Source organism: Microcoleus sp. FACHB-672 (assembly GCF_014695725.1).
In the GTDB taxonomy this organism is placed as follows: domain Bacteria; phylum Cyanobacteriota; class Cyanobacteriia; order Cyanobacteriales; family Oscillatoriaceae; genus FACHB-68.
Window position 1 is genome coordinate 54,466 of sequence record NZ_JACJOU010000012.1, and the last position, 14,413, is coordinate 68,878.

Here is a 14,413-nt window from a genome sequence, read left to right on the forward strand (position 1 = left end):
TGCCGAACTTGCGAAAAATCAGAGAGTTTGCAGACCCTTCTCAATCAACCCGAAAGTGCCGGTCAGTTCTGTTGAAATTGATGCAACATCTCAGGGATATCAAACCCACCTGCCGACATCAGCTCAACTTGACGGCCACTTTCAGCTTGATAGTTTAGACGAATTTGCAAGTAGGTAGGGGGTAAATAGGGTAGCCGTTCCGCCCATTCAATGGCAACAATGCCGGCAGGCATTTCTATTCCTTCCCAATAAGTTTCAAGATAAAGCGTTGTGACTTCTGCCGGCTCCAAACGGTACAAATCTAAATGATATAAAGGCAAACGCCCTTCATGATATTCATTAATCAAGGTGAAAGTAGGACTGACCACGGCATCAGTAATTCCTAAACCTTCAGCCAGTCCTTGCACTAACGTGGTTTTACCGGCACCTAAATCGCCTTCTAATAAGATGACACTGCCTGCCGGTAGCGCTTGCCCTAACACCTTACCGAAAGAATGAGTCGCCGCCGCATTTGCCAGAGAAACTGTAATTGGTTCTACCATCATTTGTTGAATATGTTATTGATATCACAATTTTTAAAAATGCTTAAATTTTACTTTTTGTCAATCTTTATAATGAATGAAATTTAGATAATAAAATTTGACGCAATATCGCTGACAAAAAGAAACGAATTCTTTTAGGCAATTCAGCTCAACTTTAATGGTTAGTAGCTTGATTAAGGCAAAGAACGTTTTACCTTTCTCCCTAGAGGTTACAAACCTTGAACGCGGCTGTACCATCGGAGCAACACTCGTGCCAATTCGTGCGGATCATGGCGCACATAACCTGTTTCCTTATCTTGCTCCATCACATTCGCCACGACAATGCGCCGGCCTAATAGTCCCACAGCTTCTCGATCCAGAAAAACCGGATAAGATTTTTCTTGGGCATAGCGGATCAAAGCTTGGGCCGTCGGAACTTTTCGCTGAACTAAAACCGCGCTAAACAGCGCCCGACCACAAGCTTTATCAATTGCTTGGATATGGTCAGAAACCGTATAGCCTTCTGTTTCACCGGCTTGAGTCATGATATTGCAAACATAGATACGAGGGACTTTCCGGCTGGCAATCGCTTCTGCAATTTCCGGTACTAAAAGATTGGGAATCACACTGGTGTAAAGGCTACCCGGCCCAATAATAATAAAATCAGCTTCGCGAATGGCTCGTACCACTCTCGGCAAAGCCGGAGGATTAGCCGGCGTACAGCCAATTTTGACAATACTGCCCCCAGCTTCAGTGATACTAGATTCCCCTTCAATGCGACGACCATCTGATAATTCAGCCCAGAGGTTAACATCGGTTAGGGTAGCCGGTAAAACCTCCCCCCGCACCGCAAGAACTTTTGAACTCGCTGCGATCGCCTGTTCAAGATCGCCGGCAATATCACTCATCGCCGTCAGGAACAAATTGCCGAAACTATGGCCAATCAGACCCTTGCCGGCGCGAAAGCGATATTGAAACAGTTCGGTTAACAGCTTTTCCTCGTCTGCCAGCGCTGCCAAACAATTGCGAATATCACCAGGCGGCAGTACCCCAATTTCGCGACGCAGCCGGCCAGAAGACCCGCCATCATCTGCAACAGTGACAACTGCAGTAATGTTAGCGCTATACTTTTTTAGTCCCCTAAGCAAACTGGAAAGGCCGGTGCCTCCGCCAATGGCCACAATTTTTGGCCCCCGGTGCAACTTGCGGTGCGTCAATAGCAGATCGACCAGTTCTTCATCCCCCGCCGGCATCAGCGCCTTCGTAATTGAACCAACTGTCCGGGTTTGCCCCCAAAAAATCAACAGCAGGCCACATCCCAAAACAAGTGGGCCGCTAATATAGTTAGGGACAATGGCTGCGAGGTACTCCAGCACACTCTGAGTCAGTTGAATCAGATAAAAAATGGGAGTTAGCTTGATCCAAATCGCCAAACCGAGACTGGTGAGCAAAACGCCCCCAGCGCTTAACAGCAGCCAGCGTTTGACAAACAATCCGGGGGACAACCACTTAAACCACTGGCCAACTCGAGTTTGAGTGCGACCTCGTGATTCCAGGTTCAGGGCGTGTAGAGCTTGTTTAAATAGACCGATTGACATAACTGATGGAAGGGTGAGGGATAACAGGCTTTGACAGACAAATTTACATTAGAGGATGTTAAGGCCGGCAGTAAAATCATTACGCCTCTGAGGCAAGGTTGACCTGGCTTTTTTGACTAAAGTTGTAGCCGGCCTTGTATCAGGACACGTTAACCCCCCATCAAGAAGATATACTGCGTGAAAGCAGACGATCCGCTAAGGGGTAGCCGCTAAGTGCGCGGTTCCATAGTCTAACAACTTGATTTCACATCCTATGCATGAGCGTGAGCCGTTGATCGAACTCAAGGGCGTTTGTAAGTCATTTGGCAGCAGTGTGGTCTTAGATCAAGCAGACCTACAGATTTATCGAGGAGAGGCACTGGTTATCATTGGGCCATCCGGTACAGGTAAATCGACAATCCTGCGAATTATAGCTGGGTTGCTGGCTCCCGATGAGGGTGAGGTCTATATTCAAGGAGCGAAACGAGAGGGATTAATCGGGGATGTTGAAGAAGTCATGCGGATTAGTATGGTCTTTCAGCAGGCAGCTTTATTTGACTCGCTAACCGTGGACGAAAACGTGGGATTTCTCCTGTACCAGCGCTCAAATCTATCGCGCCCAAAAATTCGATCCCTGGTGAATGAAAGTTTAGAAATGGTAGGGCTGTCTGGGATTGGGGATCGCTATCCGGCTGAACTCTCAGGGGGTATGCGAAAGCGAGTGAGTTTTGCCCGGGCGATTATGGGCAACCCAGATAATCCGCGAGATACCCCTGAAATTGTGCTCTACGACGAACCTACTGCCGGTTTAGACCCCATCGCCTCGACAGTCATTGAAGATTTAATCCGCCAGCTACAACAAGCTCAAGGGGGCTGTAGCACTTATGTCATGGTTTCTCACCAAGACAGCACAATTCGCCGCACCGCTGATCGGATATTATTTCTCTACCAAGGCAAGGTGCAGTGGCAGGGCACGGTGAATGACATCGACACCACAGATGAACCTTTGGTTCGACAGTTCTTTAGTGGCAGTATTACCGGACCCATCCAGATGATTGGTTAAGATAACTGTCAGCAGCCGAATTTTGGACTGTTATTAGATGATTTGTCCTTGCTCATTTGCCTACAGCAAGGGACAGGTAAGTGGGGACAAGGGACGATCAAATCTCACTCCAAAACATTACCGAGGAAGGAATATGCGCTCGCGAACAATTAGAGAAGGCTCAGTTGGTTTGTTGCTCCTGCTTGGAATAGGAGGCTTTGGCGTTCTCCTTCTCTGGTTGGCAGGACTAACGCTGGGTGAAAAAACTTATCAGTTTGTCGTTGATTTCATTGATGCCGGCGGCATGGAAGCAGGGGCACAGGTTCGGTATCGCGGCGTAGCTGTTGGCCAAATCACTGAGATTAACGCCGGCCCGAAAGGAGTGGCTGTCACGATTGAAATTGCATCGGCTGATTTAGTGATGCCGCGTGATGTTGTGATTGAAACTAATCAGTCGAGTTTTATCGGAGAAACCTCCATTGATATCACTCCCAAGCCGCCGGTAACCGTTGGGGCGAATGTCGCCAAGCCTCTCGAACGCAATTGCAACCCAAACCTGATTATTTGTCACAAATCGCGTTTACAAGGTGCGGTTGGTGTCAGCTTTAATGAACTGATCCGCTCTACTGTCGATTTCACTAACCGCTTTAGCAATCCAATTTTCATGGAAAACCTTAACTCAGTGGTTAAAAATACGGCGGCTGCGACACAGGGGGTGACTCAGTTAACTCAAGAGCTTTCAACTTTGAGTCAATCAGTTCGCCAAGAACTCAAAACTGTATCGGGCACGACGGATACATTTCGTCAAACAGCGAATCAAATCGGATCTTCAGTAGATCGGATGGCGAATCAAGTTGGTGTTTTGACGAATCAAGTTGGTGCAACGGCTAATCAATTTAGCGGGACGGCGAACCAAGTGAGCGCCAGTGCAAATCAGCTGAACCAGCTGGCGACAAACCTTAATGATCTTGTCGTGAACAACCGCTCTACTTTACTTTCATCTTTAGAAAATATCAGCAACGCCAGTACAGAACTTCGAGGCAGTGTAACAAGCCTCGGCCCTTTGGTCAATCAGGCTCAGCGGGGGCAATTTCTCAGCAATTTAGAAACTCTGTCGGCGAATGCGCTGCAAGCTTCGGTGAGATTGCGAAGTTTGTCTGAGGGGCAATTTATTAGCAATTTGGAGACTGCCTCTGCAAATGCGGCTCAGGCTTCAGCAAGTCTACGGGAGCTTTCCGATCCAACCAATATAGTTTTGCTTCAACAAACACTGGATTCGGCGCGTTCGACTTTTCAAAACGCTCAAAAAATTACGGCGGATTTAGATGAATTAACCGGCGATCCGTCTTTTCGCACGAATGTTAAAAGGCTGGTGAATGGGTTAAGTGGTTTGGTGTCTTCAACGGAGCAGTTGCAGGAGCAAACTCAGATAGCCCAAAATTTAGTACCCCTAGCTGTTGCAGCGGAAATGTCTGTATCGGCAACAGCAAATATGGCCTTGAAGAAGCAAATGGAAAGATTTAGCCCAACGACTGCTAAAGACACGCCTGTGCCTCAAAAGCAGTTTGGTGCCTGGGGCCGGCCTTCTGTCAATGGAAGTGTGGCAACAGAGCCGGTGGAACGCGAAGCTATCCCTTAATGCACTTAAGACTCAAGAGGTTGTTAACTCCAATCGTCTTGATCTCCTTTTTTGCCCCGACCTTTGTAAACTTCACCGGCATCATGAATTTGCCTAGTTTTTTCATAAAGTTGCTGTTCTGTCAACTGCCACTTTTGAAGAACTTTTTCTAAATCTGCCTGAATATCTTTTGCACCGGGAAATCCCCGATATCGAATTAATAGCCGCGCTAGTTCAGCGAAGTTGTAATCAGTTTGCTCTTCAGTGAGAAGGCTGTTAACAATTTCGCGATCTCCTCGCGCTTGGGGGTGTAGCTGTTCTTGATTTGCGGGTGTTGAAGCCATATTCGTTTTTGCTGCCGAAACTCAAGTCGCGGGATGCTGAGTTGGATGGGGCGCTGCCGGCATTCCCCTGAGGTAGTCATTCCAGTAGGATTAACTAAGCGCGTGACGCATAGGACACTCGCTCACTACTGTTTTTACCATTTCCGCTGCCATCATTGTTGAGAGGAGTTTTTGTTATGAGTACAGCAGACGCCGCCAAGATCATGAAACAGCAAGTCGGCAAAGCCGCTGCAGACCGCGTGCAATCTGGCACAATTGTGGGGCTGGGCACCGGCTCAACGACGGCGTATGCCCTTCAATATCTGGGGGAACGGCTGAAATCTGGCGATTTAAAGGACATTAAGGGCGTCCCAACCTCTTTTCAAGCAGAAGTGCTGGCGAAGCAATACGGGATTCCTTTGACAACTTTAGATGATGTTGATCACATTGATGTTGCGATAGATGGGGCCGACGAAGTCGATCCGAATAAAAATTTAATTAAAGGGGGCGGTGCGGCGCACACTCGCGAGAAAATTGTAGACGCGCTGGCTGAGCAATTTATCGTGGTAGTGGATAGCACGAAATTGGTAGATCGGCTGGGTTCAACGTTTTTGCTGCCGGTGGAAGTGATTCCAATGGCAATCTCGCCGGTGATGCGGGCAATTGAAAAGTTGGGCGGCAAACCAGAGTTGCGGATGGGAGTCAAAAAAGCTGGGCCGGTGATCACGGATCAAGGCAATATGGTGATTGATGTCAAGTTTGACTCGATTGATGACCCAGCCGGCTTGGAAAAGACACTGAATAACATTCCCGGTGTGTTGGAAAATGGCTTGTTTGTGGGTGTTGCCAATTTAATCCTGGTTGGGGAAATTAAAGATGGTGAGCCGGTTGTTCGGGAGATTTCGTAAGAGCCAACAAGATTAATTATTTACAAATAAAAGGCAAAGGTTTTTTTAATTTTTGCCTTTTATTCTATTTAATTGGGTTGATATGACGTTTTACTGATGTTAGTAGGCTAATACGCATTTAATTTGAGCTGTAAGCAAGAGTTGTGATAAATCAGATAATGCAATACCGACGATTTGGACGCACAGAATTGCAGATGCCAGTGTTTTCCTGCGGGGGAATGAGATATCAGTACAAGTGGCAAGATGTGCCGGCAGACGAAATTCCATCTGACAATCAGAAAAATTTAGAAGCCACGATTCGTCGTGCTTTAGATGTGGGGATAACTCACATTGAAACAGCACGAGGCTACGGCAGTTCGGAGATTCAATTGGGACAAATGTTGCCGGCACTACAGCGTGACCGCTTAATTATACAGACAAAAGTTTTCCCATCTGCCGATCCAAAAGAATTTCGGAAAACTGTTGAGCAATCACTGGCTAATTTGCGGCTAGATTATATTGATTTACTGGGGTTGCATGGCATCAATACTTTAGAATTACTGGACTACAGCAGTCGCGCTGGCGGCTGTTTGGATGTGGCACAGGAACTGCAAAAGGAAGGCAAAGTGCGGTTTATTGGCTTTTCAACTCATGGTCCAACGGATATTATTACTAAGGTAATTGAAACTGATCGATTTGATTACGTTAATCTGCACTGGTATTACATTAATCAAATAAATTTACCGGCAATTGAAGCGGCTAGCCGGCACGATATGGGCGTGTTTATTATCAGCCCTTCAGATAAAGGAGGAATGCTCTACAACCCGCCAAAAAAATTAGTAGAATTGTGTGCGCCTCTCAGCCCAATGGTGTTTAACAATTTGTTTTGTTTGAATCATCCCCAAGTGCATACCCTCAGTTTGGGTGCTGCACGCCCAACAGATTTTGATGAACATTTGAAAACCTTGCCACTATTGGATAAAGCTGCTGAAATTTTACCACCGATTTTAGAACGCTTGGAAAAAGCAGCGATTGCCAGTTTTGGGGAAGATTGGGTACACAGTTGGCATATTGGGCTGCCGGCACCTGAAGAAACGCCTGAAGGAATGAATATTCCGGTAATTTTATGGCTGAGGAATTTAGCACTCGCCTATGACATGATCGATTACGCTAAGATGCGTTATAACCTGCTCGGTAATGCTAGTCATTGGTTTCCCGGAAACAAGGCAGATCAGGTGCAGCAGCTAGATTTGCGCCGGTGTTTGTCAAGCAGTCCCCACGCTGATAAAATTCCTGAATTATTGGCAGATGCTCATCGCCTGTTGGGGGGAGAACCCGTGGGGCGATTATCTCAGCAGTAAGCATGAAAAAATTCTCTATTTTCACTGCCAAACTCTTGATTCTCTTGGCTGCCGGCTTATGTCTCAGCTTCCTGTTACACAGATATGAGCCAGAGCAAAAGGTGGCGCTATCAATTAGCAGCAATATCCCCCAAAGTCCAGCCCTTATTGAAAGTATAATTCCTCCAGAATTTCAAGGCAAACTATATTTATTTATTTTAGCCGGCCAATCTAATATGTCAGGCAGAGGTACGCTTTTACCTACCACTTTATCTGAGAATCCTAGAATTTTTCTCTTTGGCAACGATTACGAATGGCATCTTGCTGCTGAACCTATTGATAATGCTAGAGGACAAGTTGATAGAGTGTCTCAGGATTTGGATGCCGGTTTTAGCCCCGGAATGTCATTTGCTACAACATTATTAAAACACAATCCCAATTTAATTATTGGGTTGATTCCCTGCGCCAAAGGGGGAAGTGCGATTGCAGAATGGGAAAGAAACTTGAGCAATAAAACCCTCTACGGTTCCTGTTTAAAACGCTCAGTTGCTGCCTCTAGCAAAGGAGAAATTGCCGGAATGCTTTTCTTTCAGGGAGAAGCCGATGCACTCAAACCCAAAGAACGTTCAAAAAGGCTTCTTTTTCCTCATCAATGGGCAAATAAATTCTCTGCTTTTGCCAATAATTTTCGTCAAGATTTAGGGCGGCCAAATTTGCCAGTTGTCTTTGCCCAAATTGGCAGCAATAAAGCCCCTAGCGTATTTGTAAATTGGAAGCCGGTGCAAGAACAGCAAAAAGCTGTAAAATTACCCTCAGCCGCCATGATTGTTACGGACGATTTACCCTTAAAGGATTCTGTTCACTACACCACGAAAAGCTATGAAATTATTGGTAAAAGATTCGCTGACGCATTTTGGCAATTAACCAAAAATGATCGCTTCAATCAATCCCTCTCTGCTCCACAAGCGATTAAACTATGAAATCATACTTTCGGCTGGTTCTATGGATTAACATTTTATTTTTTTTAGTTATTTTTATTTCAATTGCTTTAGCTCAAATTTTGGGGTTTTCAGTTGGCTCTTTATTTTCTACCCCTTTCTCTCCAGTAGATTTTCAGATGGGGATATTAACCCATATATTTCAACTGCTGTGTACTGTTCCCCCCATTGTTTGCGCCTTTACTTTTACAATCCTTAACTTAATTGCATCACGGCGAAAAGAAAATTCATTTATTCTTGTTTCAGCGATTATAACCGCCGGCTTTCTTTTTAATACAATTTTTAGAGTTCACATTTTTCTTTTTCGATTAGGTATTCCTAAACTTTTAACCGTTTTAGTTTACGTCCTGCTTGCCGGCATCTATGGATTCACATTTAAAGAAAAAATTCAATCAACCCCCTACAGACTGCTCCTCATCGGCATCGGTTTATTATTCACCGGCATCCTAGTAGATTCACTACATTTGAGCAATTATGAAGTTTTTGTCCTACTAGAAGGAGTCCTTAAATTATTCAGTGAACTTAATATCGCTCTATATTTTTGGGCGGTTTGTTATCGAGAGATTATGCAAGCTTTCAATGCTCGCTACACAGAGATTGAATTGATAGAATGAGTGAATGGGGGTGTAAGAGGGGATTGTGCTTGTTAACTTTTGCCAAAGGTTTGAAGAAAAAATCTAGAAATTCGTTAAGTGAGTTATTCAAGCCCTCAATTATAGACGATTGAGCAAATTAATTACAATTATCCCCTTGATAGATGCCGGCATTACACGCTTTACGCTAATAACAGGATCGAATCTAATTTACCAATTTGTAGTAAGTGGTACATCTTATGAGCTTGAAGCGTCGGAATTTTTTGTTTTTAGTGGGAGCGAGTATTGGCGCAATCACAGCCGGTGCTTGCGGTGCGTCTGGGCAAAATGCCGCCACCTCATCACAGAATGTTACTGCCGGCACACAAACCCAGCCAAAGAGCGCTGCAACCATTGCTCAGAACACAACGGTGATCGAACTGCCGCCTTTACCTTACGACTACAAAGCATTAGAGCCACATATTGACGCAAAAACAATGGAGTTCCATCACGATAAACATCATGCTGCTTACGTTAAAAACCTCAACACCGCGCTTGATAAACACCCTGAATTAAAAAGTAAAAGCGTTGAAGAAATGGTGCGTGATCTTAATAGCGTTCCAGAAGATATTCGCACAATCATTCGTAATAATGGCGGCGGTCATTTAAACCACAGTATGTTTTGGAAAATCATGAAACCCAATGGTGGCGGCGAACCTACCGGCGCAATCGCAAATGCTATTAAACAGAACTTCGGCAGCTTTGAAGCGTTTAAAAAACAATTCAACGAAGCCGGGAGTAAACAATTCGGCAGTGGTTGGGCGTGGCTTGTCCGCTCGGGTGATGGCAAACTTCAAGTCATTAATACACCTAACCAAGATAGCCCTTTAATGCAAGGTTTGTACCCGATTATGGGTAACGATGTTTGGGAACACGCCTATTATCTAAAATACCAAAACCGTCGCGCCGATTATCTCGATGCGTGGTGGAATGTGATCAACTGGGACGAAATCAACCAACGCTTAGCAAAAGCAACTGCTTAAAAAGCAAAGGGGAAATTATTTTGAATTTTGACTTGAAATTTTAATGAAGAATTAATTGTTCAAAATTCAGAATTTCCCTAATTTATAATCTGCTAATTCTAACTTGTATCTTCTCCAGGGATGGCTAAACCGGCACCCCAGTAGGACGGGGAATTTCTACCGATGTTGCTGATACTTTCCGCAAGTAAATGCAGTGACGCACCCCCTGAGTCAGGGGCGTTGTAAAACCCTCAATCGACTCAATCGCGCCGCCTAACATCTCGACAGCCGCTGTTAAAGCTTCTGTCTCCTCATCTGTCCAGTGACCCCGATAGAGGATTGCTTGACCTTGAGTTTTCAGCAACGGCAGGGCATATTCAGCACAAGCGGAGGCTGAACCAACGGCTCTAATTAAAGCAAGATCGTATTGCTGCCGGTGCTGCTTTTGTTTGCGAATTTCTTCGGCTCTGCCGATTAAAGCAGTGGTGTTTTGTAGCTTTAAATCATCAATGAGGGTATTGAGAAAGGCGATTTTTTTGCTGGTGCCATCGAGCAATGTTACCGTCCAGTCAGGCTTAGTAATTGCCACCGGCAGCCCCGGAAAACCTGCGCCGCTGCCAATATCAATAACTTTAAAAGATGAATTAACGTTTCCGTCTTCTTTTAAGGCCGGCAGCACTCCCCGCAAAGAATCCCATAGGTGCTTTTCCCAAAAATCTTCTGGTTCCGTAATGCGCGTTAAATTGAACTGACGGTTTCCCTCCAAAATCAATTCGTAAAGGCGCTGAAACTGCATTTGCTGGTCGCTATCTGGCTGCCAAAAAAGTGTTTCCTGCCACAATGAGGTCATTTCTGGCAGCACTGCCGGCGTCATTTCACCCATAATTAACTGTTACTTTTTACCTATTAGTTATCAGGAGGATTAATCCGCCACTTCCGACTCTCTCCTCTCTTCACCTAAGTGCTGAGTGCTGATTCTGTGTTCCTATTCCCTAGCGCCCAGCCCCTCAGCACTCACAGCAGACAATTCCTGCTTGACAAGTTTACCAGGTTCCACCGCTTGCACTTCGCCGTGGTTGAGTGTCCAGCAGCGATCTGCGATGCTCAACAAATCACCGGCATCGTGAGTCACAACCAGCAAACTCCAGTGAGTTTTAAGTTTTGCCAGCAAATTTACCAACTGCCGGCGCATCGACCAATCTAAGCCGGCTGTGGGTTCATCTAACATCAGCAAATGAGGTTGACGAATCAGCTGCACGGCCAAAGCAAGGCGGCGCTGCTGTCCTCCGCTTAAAGAATTGGGCGAAGTGTTTAGCGGCAAATGCCCCAAACCCACCTCTGCCAAAGCTTCTTTAACCTGTTCTGACCCTAACTCTGGGTGTCCCAGGCGTAATTCCTGTAAAATTGTGCTGCCACAAAAATGCCGTTCTGGAAACTGAAAAACCAGCCCTCCCAATTGTTGCAGGTTCTCGGCATTGAGTTCCCGCTCGCGCCAGCACACCTTGCCACTGGTCGGTTCAGCAAGACCGGCCAAAATTTCCAGTAATGTACTTTTGCCAGAACCACTCGGCCCAATCACCAGCCCCAACTGTTGGGGTGCAAGTTCTAAATTAACGGATTTGAGGATGGCAGTGGGACTGGCCGGTGGATGATAAACCAAGTTTCTCAGATAGAGCATTCAGACTTTACCGTAACAGGGTGAGCGGTTAATACCTTTTTAAATTTTAGATTTTAGATTTTAGATTGACACAACCAAAGTATTTATTCATTTTCAGCGTTATTAAAAGATGCACAATTATAGCAAAATGAAAGCGAGGGTGAAAAATACAATTGGCCTGATAATTCCAGTGTGCCCTTTTTTACGCGATCACACACACTGGATGCCGATAGATCCAGCAGAGAGCGTCACACGGCTATTCTTTTCGGCCAACTCAGCACAGCCGGTGAAAAAAAACCCCACGCCGTACTTCGACGACAACTGGAACATGAAAGTGGTCACTGCGTCAACACCTCCCGGCATTTTGGATTTTTAATTTTAGTTTCAATCTAAAATGTAACCTCTAAAATCTACAACTCCTGCTTTCAAAAGAAGTCAAACATGATCAGACAATTTCTCCCACCCGTGCGGATAATGAACGCCCTAACAGCTCAAAGTTTTTGGAAGATTGCCGGCAGCACTGCCCTTGCATTTAGTTTATGTGCGAACGCACTTCTCGCTCAAGATCCTTTCCGAACGACAAATTCTCAAGCAATCGGAGAGAAGACAGAAGCCGCTTTCAAATCTCTGTTTGAGGAAGGTAACTATAAAACAGCAAGCAGTCAACTCGAACAAGCGCTATCGAGTGAGCCAAATGAGCCACTGCTTTATGCGATGAAAGCATCCTTAGCTTATACAGAAGGAGATTTAAACGGTTTAAATTCTTATGGAAGCAAAACTCGTGAAGTTGCCGAAAGTTTGAAGGTAAGTAATCCATTGCGGGGCAATCTTTATATAGCAGTCGGGCATTTTTTGGAAGGCGCTTATATCCTCAGTAAAGAAGGGACGGTTAAAGGTAGTCCCCAAGCCTTAGCAAAATTGCGGCAAGTCTTTCAACATCTGGATGCTGCGGAAAAAATTGCCCCTCAAGATCCAGAAGTCAACTTGCTTAAAGGATATATGGATCTGATGCTAGCGACAACGCTACCTTTTTCCAATCCGGATGACGCCATTTCTCGTTTAGAAAACTATGCAGGCCCGCGCTATTTAGCTGATCGCGGTATTGCAGTTGGACGCCGGAATATGAAACAATATGATAAGGCATTAGAATCGGTTAATCGTTCCGTTGCTGAGACACCCAACAATCCCGAAGCTCACTATCTAAAAGCTCAAATCTTGGTCAATTTGAAGAATAACAAAGAAGCAAAACAACATTTTCAGACCGCTTTAGCAAAACCCGAGCAGCTTCCAAAAAGTCTGGTTCAGCAAATATTTTACGAACATTGCAAAAATGAAAAGCGCCTAGAAAATAAAACTTGGAATTGTGACGCAGTGCGAGATAAAATAAGAGAAGCCAAGGGTAATTGGGGTCCAAGCGAATTACCGCGACTCGAATAAATCGTTAATAACAATGGAAGTACAGTTTCGAGAATTTGACCCATTTGATTTGTGGATTTGGTTGGAATTCACTACAGTTCCAAGCAATGTAGAAAAGCAGTATGTCGAAGAAGTGTTCAGTTCCTGGTTTTTTATAGGAAAACTAGGAGGCTTCAACGCTGAAAATCTTCAGGTGCAGGAAGCCGGCATCGATCTCAGCTATATGGACTATGACACTGACACAGCGGATAACAGCATGATGGCACTCATGCACAATATGGCAGAAGTTGACTATCAAGGAACTTGGGCGCGTTGCTGGTTTGATTTGGGCACCAGTGACGCACTCGCCCTGGATGTACTGATCAGCACCTTCAATCAATTTAGCAAAGAGTATGTCACGATTGAAAAATTGATTATTGGCGGCGAAAATCCTGACTGGCCGGTTGATAGAAGTCGCAGCCAAGCTGACTTTGCCGGCGATAATTGATGAAAGATTGCAAGGAATGTAATCGATAGACTGGAACGGTGAAATTTTGCAAAAGTAGGGGCGACACATCACGTCCCTATTTTTAATTTGGTTTAAGCTTTGAATAGTGAGAATTTGCGGGTGAGGGTGGCTAACTGAGCTGCTGGCCCAAAAAGCACAACAAGGAGGCTATCTGGAATGGTAATTGCAGCAGTTCAATCATCCAATATTCAAGCCGGCGAATCTAACAAAATTTCGCTAGAGGAATGGATGCAAAACCCACCTGAAAACATGGAATGGGTGAATGGGGAATTAGTGGAAAAAGCCGGCATGACACTCAAACACAGTCGAATTCAAGCAAAATTAGCTGCTTACTGGAGAAATTATAAAGAATCCAGTGGACAAGGAGGAGAAGTTTATACAGAAGCACCCTGCCGAACCAACCGACAAGGTAGAAAACCTGATGTTGCTTATCTCACTTCAGAATTGCTGGCTCAATTTGGTGAAGCGGCTGCTTTACCTCAGAGTTTTCCGTTATGTGCTGAAATTGTTTCTTCAACAGACTTTGCTGAAGAAATTATTGCTAAATCTCAAGAGTATTTACAATCTGGGGGTGAAGAAGTCTGGCTTATTTTTCCTGAGAATAAATGGATTATTGTCGTGACACAAAATCGGCAGATTGTTTTTACTTCTGGGACAACCGTTAGCACTCAAACGGTTTTGCAAGGTTTTAGTATTGCCGTAGATGAGCTGCTAGCCTGAAATTGGAGGTGAGACTAGCACATATAATCGCTTATATGTTAGCTAACCCTAATTCTCATAAACTGACGTAAGGAATTCTGACAAATGGCAGAAATTTCCTGTTTATTAAACTGACTAAACAAAATACGCCCCTCTACTAAATCTTTCGATATTCGCAATTCAGGCAATGAGCTGTATACTGTTCTCAGTATTTTGAATCGGCAGGCTCAACA

15 protein-coding genes are annotated in these 14,413 nt (G+C 44.9%); 10 read left to right on the top strand and 5 right to left on the bottom strand.

Features of this window, described 5'->3' with window-relative positions:
* Positions 1-62 precede the first annotated feature (62 nt).
* Entirely contained in the window at positions 63-542 is a 480-nt protein-coding gene (gene tsaE / locus H6F56_RS06860) for a tRNA (adenosine(37)-N6)-threonylcarbamoyltransferase complex ATPase subunit type 1 TsaE (RefSeq protein WP_190666601.1), read from the bottom strand.
* Between the two features lie 209 nt (positions 543-751).
* On the bottom strand, positions 752-2,119 hold the full coding sequence (locus H6F56_RS06865; RefSeq protein ID WP_190666166.1) for a gluconeogenesis factor YvcK family protein: 1,368 nt from the start codon (positions 2,117-2,119) through the stop codon (positions 752-754).
* A 253-nt stretch (positions 2,120-2,372) separates the two neighbouring features.
* On the opposite strand from H6F56_RS06865, the gene H6F56_RS06870 reads away from it, so the two are divergent.
* Entirely contained in the window at positions 2,373-3,161 is a 789-nt protein-coding gene (locus H6F56_RS06870) for an ABC transporter ATP-binding protein (protein WP_190666168.1), read from the top strand.
* 133 nt (positions 3,162-3,294) lie between these two features.
* Complete coding sequence (locus H6F56_RS06875; RefSeq protein ID WP_190666170.1) at positions 3,295-4,779, top strand: MlaD family protein; 1,485 nt, start codon at positions 3,295-3,297, stop codon at positions 4,777-4,779.
* Between the two features lie 23 nt (positions 4,780-4,802).
* Here H6F56_RS06875 and H6F56_RS06880 read toward each other — a convergent pair whose 3' ends face one another.
* Complete coding sequence (locus H6F56_RS06880; RefSeq protein WP_190666173.1) at positions 4,803-5,102, bottom strand: DUF3288 family protein; 300 nt, start codon at positions 5,100-5,102, stop codon at positions 4,803-4,805.
* A 176-nt stretch (positions 5,103-5,278) separates the two neighbouring features.
* Between H6F56_RS06880 and rpiA the strand changes: the two genes are divergently transcribed.
* The 5 genes from rpiA (at position 5,279) to H6F56_RS06905 (ending at position 9,921) form a co-directional block, all read left to right on the top strand.
* A complete protein-coding gene (rpiA, locus tag H6F56_RS06885; RefSeq protein WP_190666175.1) occupies positions 5,279-5,989 on the top strand; it encodes a ribose-5-phosphate isomerase RpiA in 711 nt (236 codons plus the stop codon).
* Positions 5,990-6,147: 158 nt separating this feature from the next.
* Positions 6,148-7,329 carry an aldo/keto reductase gene (locus H6F56_RS06890; RefSeq protein WP_190666603.1) on the top strand — a complete coding sequence of 394 codons (1,182 nt, stop codon included), beginning with the start codon at positions 6,148-6,150 and terminating at the stop codon, positions 7,327-7,329.
* Positions 7,330-7,331: 2 nt separating this feature from the next.
* Positions 7,332-8,288, top strand: a complete 957-nt coding sequence (locus H6F56_RS06895; protein WP_190666177.1) for a sialate O-acetylesterase — start codon at positions 7,332-7,334, stop codon at positions 8,286-8,288.
* Positions 8,285-8,920, top strand: a complete 636-nt coding sequence (locus H6F56_RS06900; protein WP_190666180.1) for a hypothetical protein — start codon at positions 8,285-8,287, stop codon at positions 8,918-8,920. Before H6F56_RS06895 ends, H6F56_RS06900 begins: the two co-directional genes overlap by 4 nt.
* Before the next feature lie 218 nt (positions 8,921-9,138).
* Entirely contained in the window at positions 9,139-9,921 is a 783-nt protein-coding gene (locus H6F56_RS06905) for a superoxide dismutase (protein WP_190666182.1), read from the top strand.
* Between the two features lie 124 nt (positions 9,922-10,045).
* Here H6F56_RS06905 and rsmG read toward each other — a convergent pair whose 3' ends face one another.
* Both rsmG and H6F56_RS06915 read right to left on the bottom strand, forming a co-directional pair.
* Entirely contained in the window at positions 10,046-10,783 is a 738-nt protein-coding gene (gene rsmG, locus H6F56_RS06910) for a 16S rRNA (guanine(527)-N(7))-methyltransferase RsmG (RefSeq protein WP_242031898.1), read from the bottom strand.
* Positions 10,784-10,885: 102 nt separating this feature from the next.
* Positions 10,886-11,578 carry an ABC transporter ATP-binding protein gene (locus H6F56_RS06915; protein WP_190666184.1) on the bottom strand — a complete coding sequence of 231 codons (693 nt, stop codon included), beginning with the start codon at positions 11,576-11,578 and terminating at the stop codon, positions 10,886-10,888.
* 420 nt (positions 11,579-11,998) lie between these two features.
* On the opposite strand from H6F56_RS06915, the gene H6F56_RS06920 reads away from it, so the two are divergent.
* The 3 genes from H6F56_RS06920 to H6F56_RS06930 all read left to right on the top strand — a co-directional run bounded on the left by H6F56_RS06920 (position 11,999) and on the right by H6F56_RS06930 (position 14,201).
* Positions 11,999-12,994 carry a Sll0314/Alr1548 family TPR repeat-containing protein gene (locus H6F56_RS06920; protein ID WP_190666186.1) on the top strand — a complete coding sequence of 332 codons (996 nt, stop codon included), beginning with the start codon at positions 11,999-12,001 and terminating at the stop codon, positions 12,992-12,994.
* A 13-nt stretch (positions 12,995-13,007) separates the two neighbouring features.
* Positions 13,008-13,460 (top strand): DUF3531 family protein, encoded by a 453-nt coding sequence (locus H6F56_RS06925; RefSeq protein ID WP_190666187.1) that lies wholly within the window; start codon positions 13,008-13,010, stop codon positions 13,458-13,460.
* A gap of 177 nt (positions 13,461-13,637) precedes the next feature.
* A complete protein-coding gene (locus tag H6F56_RS06930; RefSeq protein WP_190666189.1) occupies positions 13,638-14,201 on the top strand; it encodes a Uma2 family endonuclease in 564 nt (187 codons plus the stop codon).
* Positions 14,202-14,413 lie beyond the last annotated feature (212 nt).

What these genes read in the sequence shown, in the direction of transcription:
- tsaE (WP_190666601.1), bottom strand. Translation starts at nt 542, where the DNA reads ATGGTAGAACCAATTACAGTTTCTCTGGCAAATGCGGCGGCGACTCAT.
- H6F56_RS06865 (WP_190666166.1), bottom strand. Translation starts at nt 2,119, where the DNA reads ATGTCAATCGGTCTATTTAAACAAGCTCTACACGCCCTGAACCTGGAA.
- H6F56_RS06870 (WP_190666168.1), top strand. Translation starts at nt 2,373, where the DNA reads ATGCATGAGCGTGAGCCGTTGATCGAACTCAAGGGCGTTTGTAAGTCA.
- H6F56_RS06875 (WP_190666170.1), top strand. Translation starts at nt 3,295, where the DNA reads ATGCGCTCGCGAACAATTAGAGAAGGCTCAGTTGGTTTGTTGCTCCTG.
- H6F56_RS06880 (WP_190666173.1), bottom strand. Translation starts at nt 5,102, where the DNA reads ATGGCTTCAACACCCGCAAATCAAGAACAGCTACACCCCCAAGCGCGA.
- rpiA (WP_190666175.1), top strand. Translation starts at nt 5,279, where the DNA reads ATGAGTACAGCAGACGCCGCCAAGATCATGAAACAGCAAGTCGGCAAA.
- H6F56_RS06890 (WP_190666603.1), top strand. Translation starts at nt 6,148, where the DNA reads ATGCAATACCGACGATTTGGACGCACAGAATTGCAGATGCCAGTGTTT.
- H6F56_RS06895 (WP_190666177.1), top strand. Translation starts at nt 7,332, where the DNA reads ATGAAAAAATTCTCTATTTTCACTGCCAAACTCTTGATTCTCTTGGCT.
- H6F56_RS06900 (WP_190666180.1), top strand. Translation starts at nt 8,285, where the DNA reads ATGAAATCATACTTTCGGCTGGTTCTATGGATTAACATTTTATTTTTT.
- H6F56_RS06905 (WP_190666182.1), top strand. Translation starts at nt 9,139, where the DNA reads ATGAGCTTGAAGCGTCGGAATTTTTTGTTTTTAGTGGGAGCGAGTATT.
- rsmG (WP_242031898.1), bottom strand. Translation starts at nt 10,783, where the DNA reads ATGGGTGAAATGACGCCGGCAGTGCTGCCAGAAATGACCTCATTGTGG.
- H6F56_RS06915 (WP_190666184.1), bottom strand. Translation starts at nt 11,578, where the DNA reads ATGCTCTATCTGAGAAACTTGGTTTATCATCCACCGGCCAGTCCCACT.
- H6F56_RS06920 (WP_190666186.1), top strand. Translation starts at nt 11,999, where the DNA reads ATGATCAGACAATTTCTCCCACCCGTGCGGATAATGAACGCCCTAACA.
- H6F56_RS06925 (WP_190666187.1), top strand. Translation starts at nt 13,008, where the DNA reads ATGGAAGTACAGTTTCGAGAATTTGACCCATTTGATTTGTGGATTTGG.
- H6F56_RS06930 (WP_190666189.1), top strand. Translation starts at nt 13,638, where the DNA reads ATGGTAATTGCAGCAGTTCAATCATCCAATATTCAAGCCGGCGAATCT.